Below are 22,960 nucleotides of genomic sequence, written 5' to 3'. Positions count from 1 at the left end.
CAAGCCGCGCCCTTCCAGGCAGCGCCTTACTCGCCCTGTCGGGCAGGAGCATCAAGCTCGAACGCGGTGTGCAGCGCGCGTACGGCCAGCTCCAGGTACTTCTCTTCGATCACGACCGAAACCTTGATTTCGGAGGTGGAGATCATCTGGATGTTGATGCTTTCCTTGGCCAGGGCTTCGAACATGCGGCTGGCAACACCGGCGTGCGAACGCATGCCGACGCCCACGATCGAGACCTTGGCGATCTTGGTATCGCCGATCACTTCACGGGCACCGATTTCACGGGCGGTGTTTTCCAGCACGCTCTGCGCCTTCTCGTACTCGTTGCGGTGTACGGTGAAGGTGAAGTCGGTGGTGTTATCGTGGGCAACGTTCTGCACGATCATGTCGACTTCGATGTTCGAAGCGCTGATCGGGCCGAGGATCTTGAAGGCCACGCCCGGAGTGTCCGGCACGCCGCGAATGGTCAGCTTGGCTTCATCACGGTTGAAGGCGATACCGGAAATGATCGGCTGTTCCATGGATTCCTCTTCATCAATGGTAATGAGGGTACCCGGACCCTCCTTGAAGCTGTGCAGCACGCGCAGCGGAACGTTGTACTTGCCGGCGAACTCCACCGAACGGATCTGCAACACCTTGGACCCGAGGCTGGCCATTTCCAGCATCTCTTCGAAGGTGATCTTTTCCAGGCGACGCGCCTGCGGCACGACACGCGGGTCGGTGGTGTAGACGCCATCGACATCGGTGTAGATCTGGCACTCGTCAGCCTTCAGCGCCGCCGCCAGGGCCACGCCGGTGGTGTCGGAGCCGCCACGGCCCAGGGTGGTGATGCTGCCGTGCTCGTCGACGCCCTGGAAGCCTGCAACCACGACCACGCGGCCTTCCTTGAGGTCGGCACGAATCTTCTGGTCGTCGATCTGCAGGATGCGCGCCTTGTTGTGCGCGCTGTCGGTGAGAATGCGCACCTGGTTGCCGGTATAGGACACCGCTGGCACACCGCGCTTGATCAAGGCCATGGTCAGCAGGGCAATGGTGACCTGCTCCCCGGTCGACACGATCACGTCCAGTTCACGTGGAACCGGCTGATCGGTGATCTGCTTGGCCAGGTCGATCAGGCGATTGGTTTCACCGCTCATGGCCGACAGCACAACCACCAGGTCGTCGCCCGCCTCACGGTGTTTCTTGACCTTTTCGGCTACCTGCTCGATCCGCTCGATGGAACCGACAGAGGTGCCGCCAAATTTCTGTACGATCAACGCCATTTCAATGGTGCCTCAGCCCATACAGGGCCCCAAAAAACAATCCAACATGAAGGGGTGGACGACTAGACCATCCACCCCTTCATCTCAAAGTCCCTGCTCTGCGAATGGCACGGCCAGCGCCAGGGCCTGGTCCAGTGCAGCGACGTCGACGCCACCGCCCTGGGCCATGTCCGGACGGCCACCGCCCTTGCCACCCACCGCCGCAGCGGCTTGTTTCATCAGATCGCCAGCCTTGAGTTGGCTGGAGAGGTCTTTGGTCACGCCGGCCACCAGCACGACCTTGCCCTCATGCTCGCTGCCCAGCAGGATCACTGCGTGGCCGAGCTTGTTCTTCAGCTGATCGACCAGGGCCAGCAGGGCCTTGCCGTCCTGCCCATCCAGGCGGGCGGCAAGCACCTTGGCACCCTTGACCTCAACGGCCGCATTGGAGAGATCGTCCCCGGCGGCGCTGGCGGCCTTGGCCTGCAGCTGCTCCAGCTGCTTCTCCAACTGACGGTTGCGCTCGAGCACAGCCGACAGCTTGTCGATCAGGTTGTCACGGTTGCCTTTGACCAGCTGTGCGGCTTCCTTGACCTGCTCTTCGGCAGCGTTCAGGTAGGCCAGCGCAGCGGCGCCGGTAACCGCTTCGATACGGCGCACCCCAGAAGCCACGCCGCCTTCGCTGATGATCTTGAACAGGCTGATATCACCGGTGCGCTTGGCGTGGATACCGCCGCACAGTTCCACCGAGAAATCGCCGCCCATGCTCAGTACACGCACGGTGTCGCCGTACTTCTCGCCGAACAGCGCCATGGCGCCTTTGGCCTTGGCGGTTTCGATGTCGGTCAGTTCGGTTTCAACAGCGGTGTTCTTGCGCACTTCGCGGTTGACGATGTCTTCCAGGGCCTTGATCTGCTCTGGCTTCACCGCCTCGAAGTGGCTGAAGTCGAAACGCAGGCGCTGGCTGTCGACCAGCGAGCCCTTCTGCTGTACGTGCTCGCCCAGTACCTGGCGCAGTGCTTCGTGCAGCAGGTGCGTGGCGGAATGGTTCAGCGAGGTGGCGTGCTGCACATCGGCATCGACCTTGGCCTCGACTGGCGAACCGATCACCAGCGCACCGCTGGCGACCACGCCGTGGTGCAGGAAGGCGCCGCCAGTCTTGGTGGTGTCGCGCACGTCAAAACGTGCAGCGCCAGCCTGCAGGAAGCCGGTATCGCCCACCTGGCCGCCGGACTCGGCGTAGAACGGTGTGCGGTCGAGCACGACCACGCCCTGCTCGCCTTCACCCAGCTGGTCGACGGCCTGGCCGTCCTTGTACAGGGCAATGATCTTGCCTTGGCCTTCGGTGGCGTCGTAGCCGAGGAATTCGGTGGCGCTGTCGACTTTTACCAGGCTGTTGTAATCCATGCCGAAGGCGCTGGCGGAGCGGGCGCGCTCACGCTGGGCGTCCATTTCGCGCTCGAAGCCAGCTTCGTCGATAGTCAGCTCGCGCTCACGGGCGATGTCGGCGGTCAGGTCCATCGGGAAGCCGTAGGTGTCGTACAGCTTGAACACCACGTCGCCTGGCACCACGTCGCCTTTGAGCTGGGCCAGGTCTTGCTCGAGGATGCGCAGGCCCTGCTCCAAGGTCTTGGCGAACTGCTCTTCTTCGGCCTTGAGCACACGCTCGATGTGCGCTTGCTGGCTCTTCAGCTCCGGGAACGCTTCGCCCATTTCTGCAGCCAGTGCGGCCACGATCTGGTAGAAGAAGCTGCCCTTGGCGCCCAGCTTGTTGCCATGGCGGCAAGCGCGACGAATGATGCGGCGCAGCACGTAGCCACGGCCTTCGTTGGACGGCAGGACGCCATCGGCAATCAGGAAACCGCACGAACGGATGTGGTCGGCGACCACTTTCAGCGAAGCCTGGCCGTCATTGCTGCAGCCGATGGCCTTGGCCGCGGCAGCCAGCAGGTTCTGGAACAGGTCGATCTCATAGTTCGAATGCACGTGCTGCAGCACGGCGCTGACACGCTCCAGACCCATGCCGGTGTCCACCGACGGCGCTGGCAGCGGGTGCAGCACGCCATCGGCAGTGCGGTTGAACTGCATGAAGACGTTGTTCCAGATCTCGATGTAGCGGTCGCCGTCTTCCTCAGGCGAGCCGGGTGGGCCGCCCCAGATGTCCGGGCCGTGATCATAGAAGATTTCGGTGCACGGGCCGCATGGGCCGGTGTCGCCCATGGTCCAGAAGTTGTCGGAGGCGTACGGGGCGCCTTTGTTGTCGCCGATGCGCACCATGCGCTCGGCCGGCACGCCGACTTCCTTGGTCCAGATGTCGTAGGCTTCGTCGTCAGTGGCGTAGACGGTGACCCAGAGTTTTTCCTTGGGCAGGTTCAGCCATTTGTCCGAGGTCAGGAAGGTCCAGGCGAAGGTGATGGCGTCACGCTTGAAATAGTCGCCGAAACTGAAGTTACCCAGCATTTCGAAGAACGTGTGGTGACGCGCGGTGTAGCCGACGTTTTCCAGGTCGTTGTGCTTGCCACCGGCGCGCACGCACTTCTGGCTGCTGACGGCACGGGTGTAGGCACGCTTCTCCGCACCGAGGAAACAGTCCTTGAACTGGTTCATGCCTGCGTTGGTGAACAGCAGGGTCGGGTCGCTGTTCGGGATCAGCGAACTGGAGGCGACTCGGGTATGGCCTTGCTCTTCGAAGAAGCGAAGGAAGGCTTCACGGATTTCTGCGCTTTTCATAGGTTCTTCCACGGAAACGGCGGCCCTGTTGGGCAAACACGTCGACGAAACGACGGCAAAGGGCCGCATTATATCGGTCCTGCAATCTCGATGCAGTGTGTTTATACGATAGAAACTGTCGTTTGGACGGTTTTTCGGGCTATGCAAACGAAAATGACATGACCGGATGCTAAATCCTGTGTTTCGCCACTGGCAAGCCAATTACCGCTTATGGGGAGGGAAAATGGAACAGGCGGTGAATTAAAAGAGTTTCATGGGGAAAGAGGGATCCAAGAATCAGTGCAGACCTGGGCCTCTCAGCCCAGGCGTTGCCCCGAATCCGGAACGATCAGAATGCCAGCACGCAGGCCATTCCTGACCTTTGGGTTGGGGAAAATGATGCGCGCCCCCTCCTCTTCGACCACCCAGCGCATTTCGGCCAGGTCTTCGGCCAGCAGGTAGCCCTTGCTCAGCTCGGAGAAGTTCTCGATATCCGCCGGCAGGTGCAGGTGGAAGCTGTCGCTGTGCTTGATGATCTCGCGAGAGACACTGAACAGCTGCAGGCCATCCAACGACTCCTCGCCCTCAGGCTCGGTAGCCTCGATGATGCGGATCAGCCGCTCTTCCAATTTATCCAGGTTGACCTGTTCGTTCTGGCCGAACGGGCGCGCCTTGCCCAGTTCGAGGGTGAAGGCTTCGGCATCCAACTGCTCATAAGTGAACGCGCTGAAGGTGATGGACGACTTGCTTTGCAGCAACACCGCTTCCATACCCGCTGCCGCCAGGCGCGCCAGTTCGCGACGGGAGTGCTTGCGCCCTTCTTTATAGGGGTACAAGGCGAATTGTTCGATCTTCGAGCCGCGGATGGCCGTATGCAGGTCGTAATGCAGGCGGCTGCGCCCCGGCTTACTGAAGAACACCCTGGCAAACTGCTCCAGTTCGGCGGCACGCAACGCCTCGAAACCGCTGGAAAGCTCGTGACGACCATTGAAAAGGCGGTTGATGTCCTGTTCGATAAAACGCTCGCCCTTGCGGATTGCCGCCGGGTTGCCGAACAGGAACAGTACCCGCGCCTTGGGTTTGATCTTGCCGTTGGCCACGCCGTGCAGCAGCCGCTCGAGCAATTCGATCGGCGCTGTTTCGTTGCCATGAATACCGGCGGACAGCAGCAAGTCCAGCCCGCAATCCTCGCTTTCGGCCGGGCGCACTTCGAGCGCGCCCTCCCCCAGCCAGCGCAAACGCGCGCCCTTGGGTGTCACTTGGGTCTTCTCGGCCGGTTCGTGATCGGTGAGGGTCAGCTCAAGCAATTTGCCAAGGGCGAGCATAGGTACTTCCTTAGTGATGGTGGCCGCAGTCGGGGCCATGGACGTGATCGTCGTCTTCGCCGAGTTCCGCCGGCTCCATTTCCAGTTGCAGGCTGACCAGGTTGGTGGCCATCGGGCGCAGCAGCAGGTTGGCGTACTCGGTGTCGTCTTCCTCGACATCCACGCCGATCAGCAGTTGGCCACGGCCGTCCTGCTGAATCCACACTTCCTTGCCCTGCCAGACCACGGCAAAGCGGGTGCAGGAAGTTTCCAGCTGGGTGCCGTCTTCATCTTCGAGGATCAGGCGCAGGGCGTCGGTCATTGCAAAGTCTCTCTTCAAGGTTGGCGTTGGAACGGGTACACCGAGCCCAACTTCAGGATCTGGGTCAATTCGTCCAGTGCCGTACGGCATTCCACCAGCAGTTGCGGGTCGGCCAGGTCTGCTTCGCCAAGGCGATCGCGATAGTGCCTGTCGACCCACTGCAGCAGCGTGTCGTACAGCGAGGCCGTCATGATAACGCCTTGGTTGACCGCCGCCAGTTCCGTTTCCTTCAAAGCCACGCGCAAACGCAGGCAAGCCGGGCCACCACCGTTCTGCATGCTCTGCTTGAGATCGAATACCTTGACCTCCTTCACCGGGCCGCCCTGGCTGGTCAACTGGCCCAGGTAGGCCCAGACCCGCTCGTTGTTACGGCACTCTTCCGGCACCACCAGCAGCATGGAGCCATCTTCGCGGCTGATCAGCTGGCTGTTGAACAAGTAGGAACGCACGGCGTCCTCTACCGCTACCGCTGCCCGCGGTACGCAGATGGCCTGGAAGTTGCCACCCTTGCTGGCCAGTTTAGCTTGCAGCTGACCGAGCACCGCGTCGGTGTCGAGGAACGCGTCCTCGTGGTAGAACAGCACTTCGCCGTTACCCACCGAAATCACGTCATTGTGGAACACACCCTGGTCAATTACCGCTGGGTTCTGTTGAGCGTAGACCACACCGTCGTCGCTCAGGCCGTGCAATCGGGCCACGGCCTGCGAGGCCTCCAGGGTTTGCCGCGCCGGGTACTTCTGCGGCGCCGGGTAGCGACTGTCGAAAGCACTGCGGCCGTAGACGAAGAACTCCACGCCAGCCTCGCCATAGGCGCGGCAGAAGCGCGTGTGGTTGGCCGCGCCTTCGTCGCCGAACTGTGCCACGGCAGGCAGCGCTGCGTGGTGGGCAAAGTGTTTCTGGTTGTTGAACATGGCGCCCAGCACGCGGCTGGTGGTCGGGTGCTCGATGCTGCGGTGGTATTTGCAGTTGAGGTTGGCGGCGGTGAAGTGCACGCGGCCGTCCGCAGTGTCGGCACTGGGGCTGACCGTGGCGGCGTTGGCCACCCACATGCTCGAGGCCGAGCAACTGGCCACCAGCAGAGGCATGGCCTCCTTGGCGGCGCGCTGGATCACTTCGGCATCGCTGCCGCTGAAGCCCAGGCGACGCAGTGCAGCCACGTCCGGGCGCTCCTGCGGCGCCAGAACGCCCTGCTTGAAGCCCAGGTCGGCCAGCGCTTTCATCTTCGCCAGGCCCTGCCGGGCGGCTTCGCGCGGGTTGGACCCCTGCTGGCTGTTGCTCTGCGAAGCCACGTTGCCGTAGGACAGGCCGCCATAGTTGTGGGTAGGCCCCACCAGGCCATCAAAATTCACTTCGTAGGATTTCATCGGCTAGGCTCCGTGACCTGTTGTTATAGGGTGACGCCCGGCGTCAGGGTCGCCGGCAAGGCAAGGCTGGCGGTTTCCAGCGAAGCCACGGGGTAAGCGCAGTAGTCGGCCGCGTAGTAGGCGCTGGCGCGGTGGTTGCCGCTGGCACCCACGCCACCGAACGGTGCGCTGCTGGCAGCACCGGTCAGTTGCTTGTTCCAATTGACGATGCCGGCGCGGCTGCGCAACCAGAAGTACTGGTAGCGGGCGCGCGAGTCAGACAACAAACCGGCGGCCAGGCCGTACTGGGTGTTGTTGGCTTCATCGATGGCAGCATCGAAGTCGCCGTAGCGAATCACCTGCAGCAGCGGGCCGAAGAACTCTTCGTCCGGGCGCTCGGCCACGGCGGTGACATCGATGATACCCGGGGTCAGCAGTGCGGCATCGGCCTGCGGCTGGGTCATTTCCAGCAGCTTGACGCCGCCTTTGGCGGCCAGTTCGGCCTGGGCCGCAATCAGCGCCCGCGCCGCCTGCAGCGAAATCACCGAGCCCATGAACGGCGCCGGCTGTGCATCGAACGCCCCCACCGTGATGGTTTTGCATACCTCGACCAGGCGCGCCATCAGCGCATCGCCCCAGGTACCTTGCGGCACCAGCAGGCGCCGTGCGCAGGTGCAACGTTGGCCGGCGGAAATGAACGCCGACTGAATGATGGTGTACACCGCCGCGTCGAGGTCCTTGACCTCGTCCACCACGAGCGGGTTGTTGCCACCCATTTCCAGGGCCAGGATCTTGTCCGGGCGCCCGGCGAATTGTTGATGCAGCAGGTTGCCGGTGCGGCTGGAGCCGGTGAAGAACAGGCCATCGATACCCGGGTTGGCGGCCAGTGCCACGCCGGTTTCACGCGCCCCCTGCACCAGGTTCAGCACACCTGCCGGCAGGCCGGCGGCAATCCAGCAGTTGACGGTGAGCTCGGCGACCTTTGGGGTCAGCTCGCTAGGCTTGAACACCACGCAGTTGCCTGCCAACAGCGCCGGCACGATATGGCCATTGGGCAGGTGCCCCGGGAAGTTGTAAGGGCCGAACACCGCCACCACACCATGGGGTTTGTGCCGCAAAACAGCCGTGGCATCGGCCAGTGGGCCACTCTTTTCACCGGTGCGCTCGCGGTAGCTTTGTACCGAAATCGCCACCTTGTTGACCATGCTGGTGACTTCGGTCGCCGACTCCCACAGCGGCTTCCCGGTTTCCTCGCCAATGCACTGGGCCATGGCTTGGGCATGCACTTTCAGCTGGGCGGCAAACTTCTCCAGCACATCGATACGCGCCTCCAGGCTCAATTGCGCCCAAGCCGGGAAGGCTTGCCGCGCGGCCTGCACGGCAGCATCCACCTGGCTGGCGTCAGCGCCCTGCCCCTGCCAAATCACGGCCTGGGTCACCGGGTTCAGTGACTGCAGGGTTTCGCCCTGGCCGGCCTGCCAATTGCCTGCGATGTAATGCGTGGTCATTTACTGGGCCTCCCGGCTAGCCGACAGCGGCACTGCGCGCACATTGTCGCCAGCGCCCATGCGCAGGCGCTTGGCGGTCAGCGGGTCGACCACCAGCGTGCCGGCGGCCAGCCGCGCAGGTGCAGCCGTGATGCGGCAGTCGTCGCGCTTGCGGTTGTGGATGATGAAAGGGGTGGCATCATCGCCTGGCGTACCTACCGCCAGCACCAGCGTCTGGCTCTCGCGCACGGCGCGGATCTTGGCAGTGTCGCATTCGATGGCGGGGCCGGCGTCGAAGATATCGACGTAACCCTGGTAGTTGAAGCCCTCTTGCTTGAGCATCGCCAGCGCCGGCTCGGTGTCTTTGTGCACGCGGCCGATCACGTTGCGCGCCGCCTCGGACAGGAAGCAGGTGTAGAGCGGGAACTTGGGCATCAGCTCGGCAATGAACGACTTGTTACCCACACCGGTGAGGTAGTCGGCCTGGCTGAACTCCATCTTGAAGAAGTGCCGGCCCAGGCTTTCCCAGAACGGCGAGCGGCCCTGTTCATCGGACATGCCACGCATTTCGGCAATGATCTTCTTGCCGAACAGCTCGGGGAACTCGGCAATGAACAGCATGCGTGCGCGTGACAGCAGGCGGCCATTGAGGCCGGAGCGGTAGTCGCTACGCAGGAACAGCGAGCACAGCTCAGAGTTGCCGGTCAGGTCGTTGGCCAGGAACAGCGTGGGGATTTCGCGGTAGATCTTCAGCTCCTGCGAGGCGCTGACGGTCAGGCCGACCCGGTAGTTGTACCAGGGTTCGCGCAAACCGACGGCACCGGCGATGGCACTGATGCCCACCACCAGGCCTTCGTCGTTTTCCAGCACGAACAGGTAGTCGGTGTCGCCACGCTCGGCTTCGCCACGGAAGCTCTTTTCCGCCCAGCCAACGCGATGCCCCAGGCGCTCTTCGTTGGCCGGCAGCGTGGTCAGCCCGGTGGTGCCGGTGCTGCGTGCCAATTCGATCAACGCAGGCAAATCGCTGCTGCGTACAGGACGAACGATCATGCTATCTCCTTGTGCGGCGGCATGGGCCGGCGCGAAACTCTGCTAACGCATCAATCCCGAAACGTCTGTTGCCAGACCTCAGACCGCGACCAGGCGCACGCTGGCGCCCTCGCCCACGCCCAGCGCGTCGGCAGCCGCCACGCTCAGGCTGACCGGCTTGCCGGGCACCCAGTCGAGGTCCAGCAGCACTGCGCGGTAGTCCTGCAATTGGCCGTTGCACACCAGGTAAGGGCGCCCGCCTTTGGCCGGCCCCTCTTCGATCTTCACCGGCACTACCCGGCTCTGGGCGATCGAGCGAATGCTCGAGGTGCGCGCATGCAGCGTCGGGCCGCCGTCGAAGATGTCGATGTAGTGCTCGGTCTCGAAGCCTTCGCGCATGAGGATGTCGAAGGTGATCTGCGCGCGCGGGTGCACCTGGCCCATGGCTTCCTGCGCCTCGTCGGGCAGCAGCGGCACGTAGATCGGGTAGTGCGGCATCAACTCGGCGAGGAAGGTGCGGCTTTTCAGGCCACACAGGCGCTCGGCGTCGGCATAGTTGAGGTCGAAGAAATTGCGGCCGATGGCATCCCAGAACGGCGATTCGCCTTGCTCGTCACTGAAGCCGACGATTTCGGTCACCACCGAGTCGGCGAAGCGTTCCGGGTGCGCGGCCATGAACAGCAGGCGACCGCGCGAATTGAGTTCGGCCCAGCCACTGTTCACCAGCTCTGGCAACACATAGAAGCTGGTCAGCAGGCTGTTGCCGGTCAGGTCATGGCACAGCGACAGCACGTGGATCTTGTTGTGGATCTTCAGCTCGCGCGAGGCGTGCACGAAGGTTTCGTTGCGGAAGCTGTAGAACGGCTCGGAATAGCCCGCCGAAGCGACGATGGCCGAACAGCCGGCCAGCTTGCCGGTTTCGCTGTCTTCGAGCACGAAGAAGTAGCTTTCTTCACCGTTGAAACTGACCTCGGCAGCGAAGGAAGTCTCGGAAGCGGCGATCTTGTCGCCCAGACGAGCAGCGTCGTCCGGCAGCGAGGTGACACCAATGGGGCTGTCCGCAGCCATGCGCTGCACTTCGTTCAGATCAGCCATTTGCGCGGGGCGCATCACCAGCATGGTGTCACTCCTTTGGAATACGGGCCGCTCACGGCGGCACGGAAAAACGGCAGGTGCACGGGCACCTGACTGGAATCGGGTATCGCCGGCCCGGTTCAGCCATGGCTGGGACCGGCGAAAGGACCGCTGGCGGATCAGCCTTGGGTCAGTGTGGCCACGGCGCGCTCGAAGCGGTCCAGGCCTGCGTCGATGTCGGCGTCTTCAACCACCAGGCTTGGCGCGAAGCGGACCACGTCCGGGCCGGCCTGCAGCACCATTACGCCTTCTTTCTCGGCAGCATTGAGCACGTCCTTGGCTTTGCCTTTCCAGGCGTCGGTCAGCACGCAGCCCAGCAGCAGGCCAACACCACGTACCTGGGTGAACAGGTTGTACTTCTGGCCGATCTGCTCCAGACGGGTTTTAAAGCGCTCGTGCTTGGCCTTGATGCCGGCCAGGGTTTCTGGCGTGTTGATCACGTCCAGCACTGCACAGGCAACGGCGCAGCCCAGTGGGTTGCCGCCATAGGTGGTACCGTGGGTGCCAACGGCCAGGTGCTTGGCCAGCTCGGTGGTGGTCAGCATGGCGCCGATCGGGAAGCCGCCACCCAGGCTTTTGGCGCTGGTCAGGATGTCGGGGGTAACGCCGTAATGCTGGTAGGCATACAGCGAGCCGGTACGGCCCACGCCCGTCTGGACTTCGTCGAAAATCAGCAGGGCGTTGTGCTCGTCACACAGTTTGCGCGCGCCTTCCAGGTAGGCCTTGTCGGCCGGCACCACGCCGCTCTCACCCTGGATCGGCTCGATCACCACGGCGCAGGTCTTGTCGGAAATCTGTGCCTTCAGCGCTTCCAGATCGTTGTAGGGCACGTGGCTGATGCCGGTGATCTTCGGGCCGAAGCCATCGGAGTACTTCGGCTGGCCACCGACACTGACAGTGAACAGGGTGCGACCGTGGAAGCTGTTCACGGTGGCGATGATTTCGTGCTTTTCAGGGCCGAAGCGGTCATGGGCGACGCGACGGGCCAGTTTGAAAGCTGCCTCGTTGGACTCGGCGCCGGAGTTGCAGAAGAACGCGCGGTCGGCAAAGGTGGCGTCCACCAGTTTGTGGGCCAGGCGCAGGGCCGGCTCGTTGGTGAACACGTTGGATACGTGCCAGAGGGTGTTGGCTTGTTCGGTCAGGGCCTTGACCAGTGCTGGGTGGCAGTGACCCAGGGCGTTTACCGCGATGCCACCGGCAAAGTCGATCAGTTCGCGACCCGACTGGTCCCAGACGCGGGAACCCTCGCCTCGCACAGGAATGAAGGCCGCCGGAGAATAATTGGGAACCATGACCTGGTCGAAATCGGCACGTTGCACCGGGGCTTGCTCAACGGACATCTGAGTCTCCTGAAGAGGAACGCTGGCCTGGAAGTGGCGAGCGATGGGGGGATTGTAAGGACTGATCCGCGCCTGTCCTTGCGGCCAAGCGACAACTTGTTACAGCGCAAAACCCAGTTTGGACAAGGCTTTCGGCAATGCGACAAACACTGTCGCAATCGCGCAGTGTACGGCAGAGAGGGGGCTGGGTGAACGGGTGTTCACATAGGTTTGTGAGGGGCGGGGTGTCCGGCGATGTTCGTGTGGCGCCTGTGAGATCGAGCGCCGCCCGCGCGGCGCTTCGCAGCACAAGGCTGCTCCCACATCTGTTTCGGGCCAATCATTCCTGTGCCAGGTGGGTTGCAGCCTGTGTGCATCATCGGAGATGGATGGAGAGCAGCTTTGCTCCTTCAATTTCGAATGGAACAAACAAGGCGGGCAGCGGTGGCCTCACAGGAGTAACTGGCCCGAAACAAATGTGGGAGCAGCCTTGTGCTGCGAAGCGCCGCGCGGGCGGCGCTCGATTTCCGCCCCACCATCAACTCCAAGCCATACGCCCGGAATCCCCCAAAGCCTCAGCCTTTTTCAGCCGGCGCCGAACTCAGCTCGAACGGGCTACTGCTGCGCCGCTGATTACGATCTTCCCGCGGCGTTGCGCCAAAGAAGTTGCGATAGGCACTGGAAAAGTGCGGCCCCGAAGAGAAACCACAGGACAGCCCAATCTGGATAATCGACTTGCTGGTCTGCATCAACATCTGCCGCGCCTTGTTCAACCGCAGCTCCAGGTAATACTGGCTGGGCACGCGGTTCAGGTACTGCTTGAAGATGCGCTCCAACTGCCGACGCGACACGCAGACGTGCTGGGCAATTTCGTCGGTGGTCAGCGGCTCTTCGATGTTGGCCTCCATCAGCAGCACTGCCTGTGTCAGCTTGGGGTGACTGGAACCCAGACGGTTCTGCAGCGGAATACGCTGGCGCTCGCCACCCTCACGGATGCGCTCGACCACCAGTTCTTCCGACACCGCCCCCGCCAGCTCCGCGCCGTGATCGCGCGCCAGTACCGCCAGCAGCAGGTCGGTCACGGCCATACCGCCGCAAGCGGTCAGGCGGTCACGATCCCAATCGAACAGATGGCTGGTGGCGATGACCTTGGGGAAGCGCTCGGCAAAATCATCCTGCCAGCGCCAATGCACCGCTGCCCGGTATCCATCGAGCAGGCCCAGCATTGCCAGCGGATACACCCCGGCAGACAAGCCGCCGATCATGCAGCCACTTCGCGCCAGCTGCTTGAGCGCTGCCGACAAGGCAGCCCCCATCGCCGCGGGCGGCTCGTCAGCCAGCAGAAACAGTTTGTGGCAACCCTCCAGGCGACCAGTCCACGGCTCGCCCGGCAGGCGCCAGGCACTTTCCTGCGCAGCTTCGGCCTGCAGGAACGACAGCTCGTAGACCACATCTGGATGTACCCGCTGCGCCACCAGCAACACTTCTTCGGCCAGCGCCAGGGTCAAAGGCCGGGTACTGGGCCAGATGAGAAAACCGATTCGCTGGGTGGTCATAGGGTGCGGTCCGAAACCTGAGGTCGTTCGAGTCTGTGCGCCGGGTCAGGCTGCGCTCGCCGCGCAGCATGCCCTATTCTGGTGCAAAAATGCAGCTTTTACTTCAGGCTGCCGGAGAGGAACTGCTTCAGGCGCTCCGACTGCGGGTTGGCCAACACTTCACGGGGGCAGCCGGTTTCTTCCACCAGGCCTTTGTGCAGGAACACCAGCTGGTTGGACACCTCACGGGCAAAGCCCATTTCGTGGGTCACCACCACCATGGTCCGGCCTTCCTGGGCAAGCGCCTGCATCACCTTGAGCACATCACCTACCAGCTCGGGGTCGAGCGCCGAGGTCGGCTCGTCGAACAGCATAACCTCCGGCTCCATGGCCAGCGCCCGGGCAATTGCCACACGTTGTTGCTCACCACCCGACATATGCCCAGGGAAGGCATCCTTGCGGTGGGCGACACCGACCTTGGCCAGGTAATGCTCGGCCTTTTCCAGGGCTTCCTTGCGGTTCACCCCCAGCACGTGCACCGGCGCTTCGATGATGTTCTCCAGCGCGGTCATGTGCGACCACAGGTTGAAGTGCTGAAACACCATCGACAGGCGCGAACGCATGCGCTGCAGTTGGCGCGGGTCGGCGGCCTTCAGCGCGCCGTCCTTGCCGGCCACCAGCTTCAGCTCTTCGTTGTTGAGCAGGATCTTGCCGGCGTGCGGCTGCTCCAGCAGGTTGATGCAGCGCAGGAAGGTCGACTTGCCCGAACCGCTGGAGCCAATGATGCTGATGACGTCGCCGGCCTTGGCCGCCAGTGACACGCCCTTGAGCACTTCGTGGCTGCCGTAGCGCTTGTGCAGGTCTTGGACTTCGAGTTTGTACATGCTGTCGATTCTCACAAAGCGGTCAGTGCTTGCGCGGCGCCAGGTAGCCGAGCCAGCGGCGTTCGGCCATCTTGAACAGGCGCACCAGGATGAAGGTCAGGCACAGGTAGAACACGCCCGCCGTGATATAGGCCTCGAAAGGCAGGTAGTACTGGGCATTGACCGTGCGCGCGGCACCGGTGATGTCGATCAGGGTGACGATCGACGCCAGGCTGGTGGTCTGCAGCATCATGATCACTTCGTTGCTGTACTGCGGCAGCGCCCGGCGCAGGGCCGAAGGCAGCAGGATGCGGCGGTACATTTTCATGCGCGACATACCCATGGCCTTGGCGGCTTCGATCTCGCCATGCGGCGTGGCCTTGAGGCTGCCGGCGATGATTTCGGCGGTATAGGCACTGGTGTTGATACCGAACGCCAGGCAAGCGCAGAACGTGGCGCTGGACAGCAGCGGCCAGAGGAAGCTTTCGCGCACGGCCTCGAACTGGGCCAGGCCGTAGTAGATCAGGAACAACTGCACCAGCATCGGCGTGCCGCGGATCACATAGGTGTACAGCCATGCGGTCAGGTTGACCACTGGCTGCTTGGATACCCGCATCAGGCCCAGCGGAACGGCCGCCAGCAGGCCGAAGAACAGCGAAATCGCCAGCAGCTTGAGGGTGGTCAGCAGGCCGCCGAAGTACATCGGCAATGCCTCCCAGACAACGTTGTAGTCAAAGATCATAGTTCAGCCACCTTGACGCCCACCGAGTAGCGGCGCTCCAGATACTTCAGGGCCAGCAGCGAGACGCTGGTCAGCACCAGGTACAGCGCCGCCACCGCCAGGAAGAAGGTGAAGGGTTCGCGGGTGGCGTCAGCCGCCTGCTTGGCCTTGAACATCATGTCCTGCAGGCCGACGACGGAGATCAGCGCGGTGGCCTTGGTCAGCACCAGCCAGTTGTTGGTGAAGCCCGGGATGGCCAGGCGAATCATTTGCGGCACCTGGATGCGGAAGAACACCTGGCGGGGGCTCATGCCATACGCCACGCCCGCTTCCGCCTGGCCCTTGGGAATCCCCAGGAAGGCGCCGCGGAAGGTTTCCGACAGGTAGGCACCGAAGATGAAGCCCAGGGTACCGATACCCGCAATCAGCGGGTTCAGGTCGATATAGTCTTCGTAGCCGAGCAGCGGCGCCACCCGGTTGATGATGTCTTGCCCGCCGTAGAAGATCAGCAGGATCAGGACCAGGTCCGGAATACCACGGATCACCGTGGAATACAGATCGCCCAGCCAGGCCAGCCAGCGCACCGGCGACAAGCGCAGCGCCACACCGATCAGGCCGAGTACGATGGCCAGGGCCATCGACGACAGGGCGAGCTGCAGCGTCAGCCACGCCCCGTCGAGGATGACTGCCCCGTAGCCTTTCAACATGATGAGGTCCTCGACCTAGAGAATGAAAAATGGTGCAAACCTCAGAGCCTCTGCTGTTTGCACCATTGCACAGGTGAAACCCGACGTCTTAGTTCGAGTCTGGACCGTAGATGTCGAAGTTGAAGTACTTCTTCTCGATTTCTTTGTACTTGCCGTTGGCGCGAATGGCGTCGATGGCCGCGTTGATGCGGTCGACGTTGGCCTTGTCGCCCTTGCGCACGGCGATACCGATGCCGTCACCGAAGTACTTGGCGTCGGTGAAGGCCGGGCCTACGAAGGCAAAGCCCTTGCCGGCGTCGGTCTTGAGGAAGCCATCTTCCAGCAGGGTGGCGTCGGCCACGGTGCCGTCGAGGCGGCCAGCCGCCACGTCGAGGTAGATTTCGTTCTGGGTGCCGTAAGGGACCACGGTGGCACCTTTGGCGCCCAGCACTTCCTTGGCGAAGCGGTCGTGGATCGAGCCACGCTGCACACCGATCTTCTTGCCTTTGAGCTCATCCAGGCTGTCGCTGACGGTGGTGCCGTCCTTCATCACCAGGCGGGCCGGAGTCAGGTAGTAGCGCTTGGTGAAGTCAACCGACTTCTTGCGGTCGTCGGTGATCGACATGGACGACAGGATGGCGTCGATCTTGCGCACTTTCAGCGCCGGGATCAGGCCATCGAACTCCTGCTCAACCCAGGTGCACTTGGCTTTCATTTCTTCGCACAGGGCGTTGCCGATGTCGTAGTCGAAGCCGGCGATGCTGCCGTCAGGTTGCTTGAAGGCGAAGGGTGGGTAGGCGGCTTCGATGCCGATTTTCAGCGGTTTTTCATCGGCCTGCGACACCAGGGAAAACACAGACAGCGCCAGGGCGCCAAGCAGTGCGAGCTTCTTCATCAGGTAACTCCATCGGTACGGGGCAATACAAGGCAGGTAACGGCTGCCCGATATGCGAATGAGTACAACGCGAGCCGCGCAGGGTTCGACCAAGGCCGCATACCACGAGCGAGTGAGTGGCATTTTAACGACAGCCCGGTAGTCGATATTTCTTCAAAGCGACAACTACTTACAGAAGCGCTTGAAACCGCTGCGGGCGATGTTGACAGCCGTTGCAAAATGTGCAAAAGCGCAAGAAATAGAACCTATAGACCTAGCAATTCCTGGGCCTATTATTGGCAAAGCCTTGTACGACGGCAAGTGCAGCGTGTTGTATTGCACAAAATGGCTGCGGGAATGCACCGGAACGGGTCGGAATTGTTTCCTGGCGCCCCGGACTTGTGCGGGACCGGTGACAGAAGAGTTACCGATGAATGTCGGGTAACAATGTAAGAGCGGGCTTGCCCGCGACGGCGCCAGACCAGACAACAGCATAGTCTGATCTGACGCTATCGCGGGCAAGCCCGCTCCTACAGGGGGGATTGCCTGGTATCAGGCCGAAGCCAGATTCATCGCCTTGTGGGTATCGATCAGGTGCTGTACCACACCTGGGTCGGCCAGGGTCGAGATGTCGCCCAAGGCATCGTACTCACCGGTGGCAATCTTGCGCAGGATGCGGCGCATGATCTTGCCCGAGCGCGTTTTCGGCAACCCTGGCGCCCACTGAATCACATCCGGCGAAGCGATCGGGCCGATTTCCTTGCGCACCCAGTTCTTCAGTTCCAAGCGCAACTGCTCGCTGGCCTCGATACCGGCGTTAAGGGTGACATACACATAGATGCCCTGCCCCTTGATGTCGTGCGGCACGCCAACCACTGCAGCCTCGGCAACCTTCGCGTGCGCGACCATTGCGCTTTCGATCTCGGCAGTACCCATGCGGTGGCCGGACACGTTGAGCACGTCATCCACACGCCCGGTGATCCAGTAGTAGCCATCTTCGTCGCGGCGCGCACCGTCGCCGGTGAAGTACATGCCACGGAAGGTCTTGAAGTAGGTGTCGACGAAGCGGTCGTGGTCGCCATACAGCGAACGCGACTGACCCGGCCAGGAGTCGAGGATGACCAGGTTGCCTTCGGTAGCGCCTTCGATCAGGTTGCCCAGGTTATCGACCAACGCTGGCACCACACCGAAGAACGGACGGGTTGCCGAACCCGGCTTCAGGCCCGTAGCGCCCGGCAGCGGGCTGATCAGGATGCCGCCGGTTTCAGTCTGCCACCAGGTGTCGACGATCGGGCAACGCTCCTTGCCTACGGTCTTGTAGTACCAGTTCCAGGCTTCCGGGTTGATCGGTTCACCCACCGAACCCAGCAGACGCAGGCTGGAACCATCGGCCCCCTCAACAGCGGCCTGCCCTTCGGCCATCATGGCGCGAATGGCGGTTGGCGCGGTGTAGAGGATGTTGACCTTGTGCTTGTCGACGATCTTCGACACGCGGTTGATGTCCGGGTAATTCGGCACACCCTCGAACAGCAGGGTGGTGGCGCCATTGGCCAACGGGCCGTAGACGATGTAACTGTGGCCGGTGACCCAACCGACGTCGGCGGTGCACCAGTACACCTCGCCTGGACGGTAGTCGAACACGCGCTCGTGGGTCAGCGCGGCGTACACCAGGTAACCACCTGTGGTGTGCAGCACGCCCTTCGGCTTACCGGTGGAGCCAGAGGTGTAAAGGATGAACAGCGCTTCTTCGGCACCCATCTCTTTCGGCGCGCAGTGGCTGGAAGCCACTTTCATCAGGTCTTCGTACCAGATGTCGCGGTGCTGGTGCCAGGCAATGTCGCCACCGGTGCGTTTGCACACGATGATTTTCTGCACGCTGCTGGTTTCAGGGTTGGTCAGCGCCAGGTCGACGTTGGCCTTGAGTGGGGTACGACGACCGCCACGCACGCCTTCATCGGCGGTAATCACCACCTTGGACTTGCAATCGATGATACGGCCGGCCAGCGCCTCGGGCGAGAAGCCACCAAATACCACCGAGTGAATCGCACCGATACGGGCACAGGCCAGCATGGCGACCACGGCCTCGGGAATCATCGGCATATAAATGGTGACCACGTCACCACGGTGCACATCCTGGCCACGCAGGGCGTTGGCGAACTTGCAGACCTGCTCGTGCAGTTCGCGGTAGGTGATGTTGCGGTGCTCGGAAGGGTCGTCGCCTTCCCAGATGATAGCCAGTTGGTCGCCGCGCTCTTCAAGGTGGCGGTCCAGGCAGTTGGAGGAAACGTTCAGAGTGCCGTCGGCGAACCATTTGATATCGACGTGGTGGTCGTCGAAGGAGGTCTGCTTGACCTTGGTGAACGGCTTGATCCAGTCGATGCGCTGGGCCTGCTCGCGCCAGAAGCCGTCCGGGTTGATCACCGATTGCTGGTACATGGCCTTGTAGGTGGCCTCGTCGGTCAGGGTAGTGGCCGCAACCTCGGGACGAACGGGATACAGTGGAGCCGCACTCATCTGTGTTACCTCGGTGTAATAGTTGTTTTTGTATGGAACCGTTTGTAACTGTACCAGAGCGACAAAAGCCATTCGACGTTGGTAGTAATTTGGTACGCCCGTTCCGACATAGCGCTCTGGCGCGCGCATTACAGCCCAGGCAGAGACAAAAAGAAGGGTTTACCAGAGGATTGTTACAGATTCTGTCAAAACACTTTATCAAAACACCCACTGTTTCAGCCTTGGCCACAGCCATAAAATTCACCTCGCCAGCAACGGCAAGGCGATTAACAACTGGTAACAGCCCCCACGAAGGCAAGCGTTGATCTCCATCTCATCCCGATAGTTAAAACTAGCAATACTCGCGGCGCCATAAGCGCCGCGTGCCCCCTCACGACCTTAGACAGGTAAATAGAAAATGAAAGCTTTACTGGTATTGGTACTTGGCAGTCTTTGCGGCGCGGCAATGGCCGGCGAAGCCAAAGATGCCGAGCAGATTCCGGTTGAACAGTACAGTTACTCGCAGCACCTGGACATTGCTCGCGTCATTTCCATGAGCGAAGTGCCCAATGTGTGCGAAGTCGTGCCAGCCCGCATGACCTACGAGGACTCCAAGGGCCAGAAGCACATTCTCGAATACCGCGTGATGGGGAACGGCTGCTCCAACGGCTGATAACCTTTGAATTAGGGGCCCTACGGCCCCATTCGCGGGCACGCCCGCTCCCACAGGCATTGCACCGCCTTCACCTACTGTGCAGTACCTGTGGGAGCGGGCGTGCCCACGAAGAACATGACGCACAACGAACAGGCCATTAACTAACGGCCCGTTAATCCGATGATTTACCCAACGAATAATCCCTCAACTTGTTGGCAATCGTCGTATGCGAAACGCCTAATCTTTTCCCTAAAGCCCGGCTACTCGAAAATTCCCCCATCAAACTTTCCAGCACCGCTTTTTCAAAGCGCCCGACAATCTGCGAAAGATCGCCTTCCAGCGAAAACTCGCCCAACGGTTGCCGCACGCCATAATCCGGCAAACGAATATGCTCGCTTTTAACCACGCCGCCGTCACATAACGAAACCGCCTGGAACAACACGTTTTCCAACTGCCTTACATTACCCGGCCAGTGATATTGCCCAAGCTTGTCCATCGCCGCCGGCGCCAGACGCGGCATGGCGCAACCGATTTGCCGGCTGGCCTGATCGAGAAAGTGCTGCACCAGCCCTTCCAGGCCATCCATGCATTCGCGCAAAGGTGGAATGTGCAGCGACAATACATTGAGGCGGTGATACAGGTCCTGACGAAACTCGCCACGGGCACACAACTCGGACAAATCCACCTGGGTTGCACAAATCACCCGCACGTCCAGGTAGACCTCCTCATCGCTACCTACCCGGCGGAAGCAACCGTCCTGCAGAAAGCGCAGCAGCTTCACCTGCAGGCGCGGGCTCATCTCCCCTACCCCGTCAAGGAACAGCGTGCCGCCTGCGGTCAACTCCAGCAGCCCAAGCTTGCCTTCGGCCCGCGCCCCTTCGAATGCCCCGGGGCCGTAACCGAACAGTTCGGTCTCAGCCATCGACTCGGGTAACCCGGCGCAATTGAGCGCCATCAGCGGCGACTGCCCACGCGGGCTGGCCAGGTGGCAGGCACGCGCCAGCAATTCCTTGCCGGTACCGGTTTCGCCTTCGATCAGCAACGGTGCATCCAGCGGCGCCATGCGCCGCGCCTCACGCACCACAGCGGCCATTACCCGCGAGCTCTGGAAGATGCTGTCGAAACCGCGCAGCTCCTGCTTGCGCACATTGTAGATACGCTCGCCGATGCGATCGGCCCGATGCAGGGTAAGCACCGCGCCAGCCAACGCCTCACTCTCGTCGTGCTCGGATTGCAGCGGTGCGATATCGGCCAGAAACACATCACCCTTGACCTTGATGCGCAGGCCATTGATGCGCGACTTGTTGGCCCGCACCAGCTCCGGCAGGTCAAAGTCCTCCACATAACGCGCCAGCGGCATGCCAGGCACTTCGTCCACTCGCACCCCCAACAGCTGCGCGGCGGCACGGTTGGCGGCCACGATGCTGCCGCCCATGTCGATCGACAGCACCGGAAAGTCCAGCGCCCCCAGCAACGCATTCAACTCCATGTGCCGGCGTTCGCTGGGCATCAGGCCCACACGCTTCACGCCGAACACCCCGGCGATCGCCTCGAACTTCGGTCGCAAGGCTTGGAACTGCAGATTGATCAGGTTCGGGCAATGCAGGTAGATGGCGTTGCCATGGTCACCGCCCACCTCGCCGCGCAGTACGTTGATGCCGTACTCGACCAGCAGGTTGAGGATGTCGCGCAGGATGCCAATGCGGTTCTGGCAGTGCACTTTGATACGCATGAGGGCTCTCGAAGCGCCAATGTTTTTCAACACCGCGCGGAAAAGTCGTAAAGATAAGCTGACAAAAACAGCGCAAACATCAGCCAGATGCCCTGGATTTTCCGACACCTGCACAACTTTGTAAAATTATCGTTACGAAATCACGGCTCCCCAGGCAACGCGGCAGCGGCCCATGCCCGTGCAAAACCGCCAGCGAAGGGATATTTCTTAGGCATGTCCTGCACATAACAAGAAAAGCCCTCACCAGGAGAGCCTCATGAAACAGACGCAATACGCGGCACGCGAGCCCGATGCGCATGGTTTTATCGATTACCCGCAGCAAGAGCATGCGGTATGGAATACCCTGATCACCCGCCAACTGAAAGTGATCGAGGGCCGCGCGTGCCAGGAATACCTGGACGGCATCGATCAGCTCAAGCTGCCACATGACCGCATTCCGCAGCTGGGCGAGGTCAACAAGGTGCTGGGCGCCACTACCGGCTGGCAGGTTGCCCGGGTACCGGCGCTAATCCCTTTCCAGACCTTCTTCGAACTGCTGGCCAGCAAGCGCTTCCCGGTCGCCACGTTCATCCGCACCCCGGAAGAGCTGGACTACCTGCAAGAGCCGGATATCTTCCACGAGATCTTTGGCCACTGCCCGCTACTGACCAACCCCTGGTTCGCCGAATTCACCCATACCTACGGCAAGCTCGGCCTGGCCGCGACCAAGGAACAACGCGTGTACCTGGCGCGCCTGTACTGGATGACCATCGAATTTGGCCTGATGGAAACCGCGCAAGGGCGCAAGATCTATGGCGGTGGCATCCTCTCTTCGCCGAAGGAGACCGTCTACAGTCTGTCTGGCGAGCCGGAGCACCAGGCCTTCGACCCGATCGAAGCCATGCGCACGCCGTACCGCATCGATATCCTGCAGCCGCTGTATTTCGTGCTGCCGAACATGAAGCACCTGTTCGACCTGGCCCACGAAGACATCATGGGCATGGTCCACAAAGCCATGCAGCTGGGCCTGCACGCGCCGAAGTTTCCACCCAAGGTCGCCGCCTGAGCGACCTTGCCGATAACAACTCGAACCGGAAAACACCTCATGAATGCCTTGAACCAAGCCCATTGCGAAGCCTGCCGCGCCGATGCGCCGAAAGTCACCGACGAAGAACTGGCCGAGCTGATTCGCGAAATCCCGGACTGGAACATCGAAGTACGTGACGGCCACATGGAGCTGGAGCGCGTGTTCCTGTTCAAGAACTTCAAGCATGCCCTGGCGTTCACCAATGCCGTGGGCGAAATCGCCGAGGCCGAAGGCCACCACCCAGGGCTGCTGACCGAGTGGGGCAAAGTCACCGTGACCTGGTGGAGCCACTCGATCAAAGGCCTGCACCGCAACGATTTCATCATGTGCGCGCGCACCGACAAGGTTGCAGAGACGGCTGAAGGGCGTAAGTAAGCGCTTGGAAAACGGGGCCGCTTCGCGCCCCTTCGCGGGCTCGCCCGCTCCCACAGGGACCGCTCTGTGGGA

At 61.7% G+C, this 22,960-nt stretch carries 19 protein-coding genes; 3 read left to right on the top strand and 16 right to left on the bottom strand.

The features are described from left to right. Positions 1-26: 26 nt before the first annotated feature. From ACNFBR_RS23400 to acs, 15 genes are all read right to left on the bottom strand, one after another. Entirely contained in the window at positions 27-1,262 is a 1,236-nt protein-coding gene (locus tag ACNFBR_RS23400; protein WP_403198594.1) for an aspartate kinase, read from the bottom strand. A gap of 84 nt (positions 1,263-1,346) precedes the next feature. Beyond that, positions 1,347-3,971: an alanine--tRNA ligase gene (gene alaS, locus ACNFBR_RS23395; RefSeq protein WP_416737008.1), complete on the bottom strand. Its 2,625-nt coding sequence runs from the start codon at positions 3,969-3,971 to the stop codon at positions 1,347-1,349. A 296-nt stretch (positions 3,972-4,267) separates the two neighbouring features. Next, a complete protein-coding gene (gene astE / locus ACNFBR_RS23390; RefSeq protein WP_416737007.1) occupies positions 4,268-5,275 on the bottom strand; it encodes a succinylglutamate desuccinylase in 1,008 nt (335 codons plus the stop codon). A 10-nt stretch (positions 5,276-5,285) separates the two neighbouring features. Continuing rightward, positions 5,286-5,576, bottom strand: coding sequence for a topoisomerase II (locus ACNFBR_RS23385; protein ID WP_003254508.1), 291 nt, complete (start codon positions 5,574-5,576; stop codon positions 5,286-5,288). A 14-nt stretch (positions 5,577-5,590) separates the two neighbouring features. After that, positions 5,591-6,940 (bottom strand): N-succinylarginine dihydrolase, encoded by a 1,350-nt coding sequence (gene astB, locus ACNFBR_RS23380; RefSeq protein ID WP_416737006.1) that lies wholly within the window; start codon positions 6,938-6,940, stop codon positions 5,591-5,593. A 23-nt stretch (positions 6,941-6,963) separates the two neighbouring features. Next, positions 6,964-8,427, bottom strand: a complete 1,464-nt coding sequence (gene astD, locus ACNFBR_RS23375; RefSeq protein WP_416737005.1) for a succinylglutamate-semialdehyde dehydrogenase — start codon at positions 8,425-8,427, stop codon at positions 6,964-6,966. Beyond that, positions 8,428-9,456: an arginine N-succinyltransferase gene (gene astA / locus ACNFBR_RS23370; protein ID WP_012273562.1), complete on the bottom strand. Its 1,029-nt coding sequence runs from the start codon at positions 9,454-9,456 to the stop codon at positions 8,428-8,430. It abuts the gene before it with no gap. A gap of 78 nt (positions 9,457-9,534) precedes the next feature. After that, complete coding sequence (gene aruF / locus ACNFBR_RS23365; protein ID WP_416737004.1) at positions 9,535-10,554, bottom strand: arginine/ornithine succinyltransferase subunit alpha; 1,020 nt, start codon at positions 10,552-10,554, stop codon at positions 9,535-9,537. A 134-nt stretch (positions 10,555-10,688) separates the two neighbouring features. Then, complete coding sequence (locus ACNFBR_RS23360) at positions 10,689-11,909, bottom strand: aspartate aminotransferase family protein (RefSeq protein ID WP_416737003.1); 1,221 nt, start codon at positions 11,907-11,909, stop codon at positions 10,689-10,691. 554 nt (positions 11,910-12,463) lie between these two features. Next, the gene (gene argR, locus ACNFBR_RS23355) at positions 12,464-13,444 is read right to left on the bottom strand and encodes a transcriptional regulator ArgR (RefSeq protein ID WP_416737002.1); all 981 of its coding nucleotides are present in this window, start codon (positions 13,442-13,444) and stop codon (positions 12,464-12,466) included. A gap of 98 nt (positions 13,445-13,542) precedes the next feature. Continuing rightward, positions 13,543-14,307 (bottom strand): ABC transporter ATP-binding protein, encoded by a 765-nt coding sequence (locus tag ACNFBR_RS23350; RefSeq protein WP_028699586.1) that lies wholly within the window; start codon positions 14,305-14,307, stop codon positions 13,543-13,545. Between the two features lie 22 nt (positions 14,308-14,329). Continuing rightward, positions 14,330-15,028: an ABC transporter permease gene (locus ACNFBR_RS23345; RefSeq protein ID WP_416737001.1), complete on the bottom strand. Its 699-nt coding sequence runs from the start codon at positions 15,026-15,028 to the stop codon at positions 14,330-14,332. Next, the gene (locus ACNFBR_RS23340; protein ID WP_003254523.1) at positions 15,025-15,714 is read right to left on the bottom strand and encodes an ABC transporter permease; all 690 of its coding nucleotides are present in this window, start codon (positions 15,712-15,714) and stop codon (positions 15,025-15,027) included. Before ACNFBR_RS23340 ends, ACNFBR_RS23345 begins: the two co-directional genes overlap by 4 nt. 88 nt (positions 15,715-15,802) lie before the next feature. Beyond that, a complete protein-coding gene (locus ACNFBR_RS23335; RefSeq protein ID WP_012273569.1) occupies positions 15,803-16,588 on the bottom strand; it encodes an ABC transporter substrate-binding protein in 786 nt (261 codons plus the stop codon). A 531-nt stretch (positions 16,589-17,119) separates the two neighbouring features. Next, positions 17,120-19,081 carry an acetate--CoA ligase gene (acs, locus tag ACNFBR_RS23330; protein ID WP_416737000.1) on the bottom strand — a complete coding sequence of 654 codons (1,962 nt, stop codon included), beginning with the start codon at positions 19,079-19,081 and terminating at the stop codon, positions 17,120-17,122. A 397-nt stretch (positions 19,082-19,478) separates the two neighbouring features. Between acs and ACNFBR_RS23325 the strand changes: the two genes are divergently transcribed. Continuing rightward, on the top strand, positions 19,479-19,733 hold the full coding sequence (locus tag ACNFBR_RS23325) for a DUF2790 domain-containing protein (protein ID WP_003260110.1): 255 nt from the start codon (positions 19,479-19,481) through the stop codon (positions 19,731-19,733). Between the two features lie 154 nt (positions 19,734-19,887). Here ACNFBR_RS23325 and ACNFBR_RS23320 read toward each other — a convergent pair whose 3' ends face one another. Then, complete coding sequence (locus tag ACNFBR_RS23320) at positions 19,888-21,447, bottom strand: sigma-54-dependent transcriptional regulator (protein ID WP_416736999.1); 1,560 nt, start codon at positions 21,445-21,447, stop codon at positions 19,888-19,890. A 256-nt stretch (positions 21,448-21,703) separates the two neighbouring features. Here ACNFBR_RS23320 and phhA point away from each other — a divergent pair, with 256 nt between their 5' ends. Together phhA and ACNFBR_RS23310 are read left to right on the top strand one after the other, a co-directional pair. After that, positions 21,704-22,492, top strand: a complete 789-nt coding sequence (phhA, locus tag ACNFBR_RS23315) for a phenylalanine 4-monooxygenase (protein ID WP_416736998.1) — start codon at positions 21,704-21,706, stop codon at positions 22,490-22,492. 39 nt (positions 22,493-22,531) lie between these two features. After that, a complete protein-coding gene (locus tag ACNFBR_RS23310) occupies positions 22,532-22,888 on the top strand; it encodes a 4a-hydroxytetrahydrobiopterin dehydratase (RefSeq protein WP_003254532.1) in 357 nt (118 codons plus the stop codon). The last annotated feature ends 72 nt before the right edge of the window (positions 22,889-22,960 follow it).

The organism is Pseudomonas sp. NY11955 (assembly GCF_048068035.1).
In the GTDB taxonomy this organism is placed as follows: domain Bacteria; phylum Pseudomonadota; class Gammaproteobacteria; order Pseudomonadales; family Pseudomonadaceae; genus Aquipseudomonas.
This window is presented reverse-complemented; position numbering and strand designations above follow the sequence as displayed.

What these genes read in the sequence shown, in the direction of transcription:
- ACNFBR_RS23385 (WP_003254508.1), bottom strand. Translation starts at nt 5,576, where the DNA reads ATGACCGACGCCCTGCGCCTGATCCTCGAAGATGAAGACGGCACCCAG.
- ACNFBR_RS23350 (WP_028699586.1), bottom strand. Translation starts at nt 14,307, where the DNA reads ATGTACAAACTCGAAGTCCAAGACCTGCACAAGCGCTACGGCAGCCAC.
- aruF (WP_416737004.1), bottom strand. Translation starts at nt 10,554, where the DNA reads ATGCTGGTGATGCGCCCCGCGCAAATGGCTGATCTGAACGAAGTGCAG.
- astD (WP_416737005.1), bottom strand. Translation starts at nt 8,427, where the DNA reads ATGACCACGCATTACATCGCAGGCAATTGGCAGGCCGGCCAGGGCGAA.
- astE (WP_416737007.1), bottom strand. Translation starts at nt 5,275, where the DNA reads ATGCTCGCCCTTGGCAAATTGCTTGAGCTGACCCTCACCGATCACGAA.
- ACNFBR_RS23320 (WP_416736999.1), bottom strand. Translation starts at nt 21,447, where the DNA reads ATGCGTATCAAAGTGCACTGCCAGAACCGCATTGGCATCCTGCGCGAC.
- ACNFBR_RS23310 (WP_003254532.1), top strand. Translation starts at nt 22,532, where the DNA reads ATGAATGCCTTGAACCAAGCCCATTGCGAAGCCTGCCGCGCCGATGCG.
- ACNFBR_RS23335 (WP_012273569.1), bottom strand. Translation starts at nt 16,588, where the DNA reads ATGAAGAAGCTCGCACTGCTTGGCGCCCTGGCGCTGTCTGTGTTTTCC.
- ACNFBR_RS23360 (WP_416737003.1), bottom strand. Translation starts at nt 11,909, where the DNA reads ATGTCCGTTGAGCAAGCCCCGGTGCAACGTGCCGATTTCGACCAGGTC.
- phhA (WP_416736998.1), top strand. Translation starts at nt 21,704, where the DNA reads ATGAAACAGACGCAATACGCGGCACGCGAGCCCGATGCGCATGGTTTT.
- alaS (WP_416737008.1), bottom strand. Translation starts at nt 3,971, where the DNA reads ATGAAAAGCGCAGAAATCCGTGAAGCCTTCCTTCGCTTCTTCGAAGAG.
- astA (WP_012273562.1), bottom strand. Translation starts at nt 9,456, where the DNA reads ATGATCGTTCGTCCTGTACGCAGCAGCGATTTGCCTGCGTTGATCGAA.
- astB (WP_416737006.1), bottom strand. Translation starts at nt 6,940, where the DNA reads ATGAAATCCTACGAAGTGAATTTTGATGGCCTGGTGGGGCCTACCCAC.
- ACNFBR_RS23325 (WP_003260110.1), top strand. Translation starts at nt 19,479, where the DNA reads ATGAAAGCTTTACTGGTATTGGTACTTGGCAGTCTTTGCGGCGCGGCA.
- ACNFBR_RS23340 (WP_003254523.1), bottom strand. Translation starts at nt 15,714, where the DNA reads ATGTTGAAAGGCTACGGGGCAGTCATCCTCGACGGGGCGTGGCTGACG.
- ACNFBR_RS23345 (WP_416737001.1), bottom strand. Translation starts at nt 15,028, where the DNA reads ATGATCTTTGACTACAACGTTGTCTGGGAGGCATTGCCGATGTACTTC.
- argR (WP_416737002.1), bottom strand. Translation starts at nt 13,444, where the DNA reads ATGACCACCCAGCGAATCGGTTTTCTCATCTGGCCCAGTACCCGGCCT.
- ACNFBR_RS23400 (WP_403198594.1), bottom strand. Translation starts at nt 1,262, where the DNA reads ATGGCGTTGATCGTACAGAAATTTGGCGGCACCTCTGTCGGTTCCATC.
- acs (WP_416737000.1), bottom strand. Translation starts at nt 19,081, where the DNA reads ATGAGTGCGGCTCCACTGTATCCCGTTCGTCCCGAGGTTGCGGCCACT.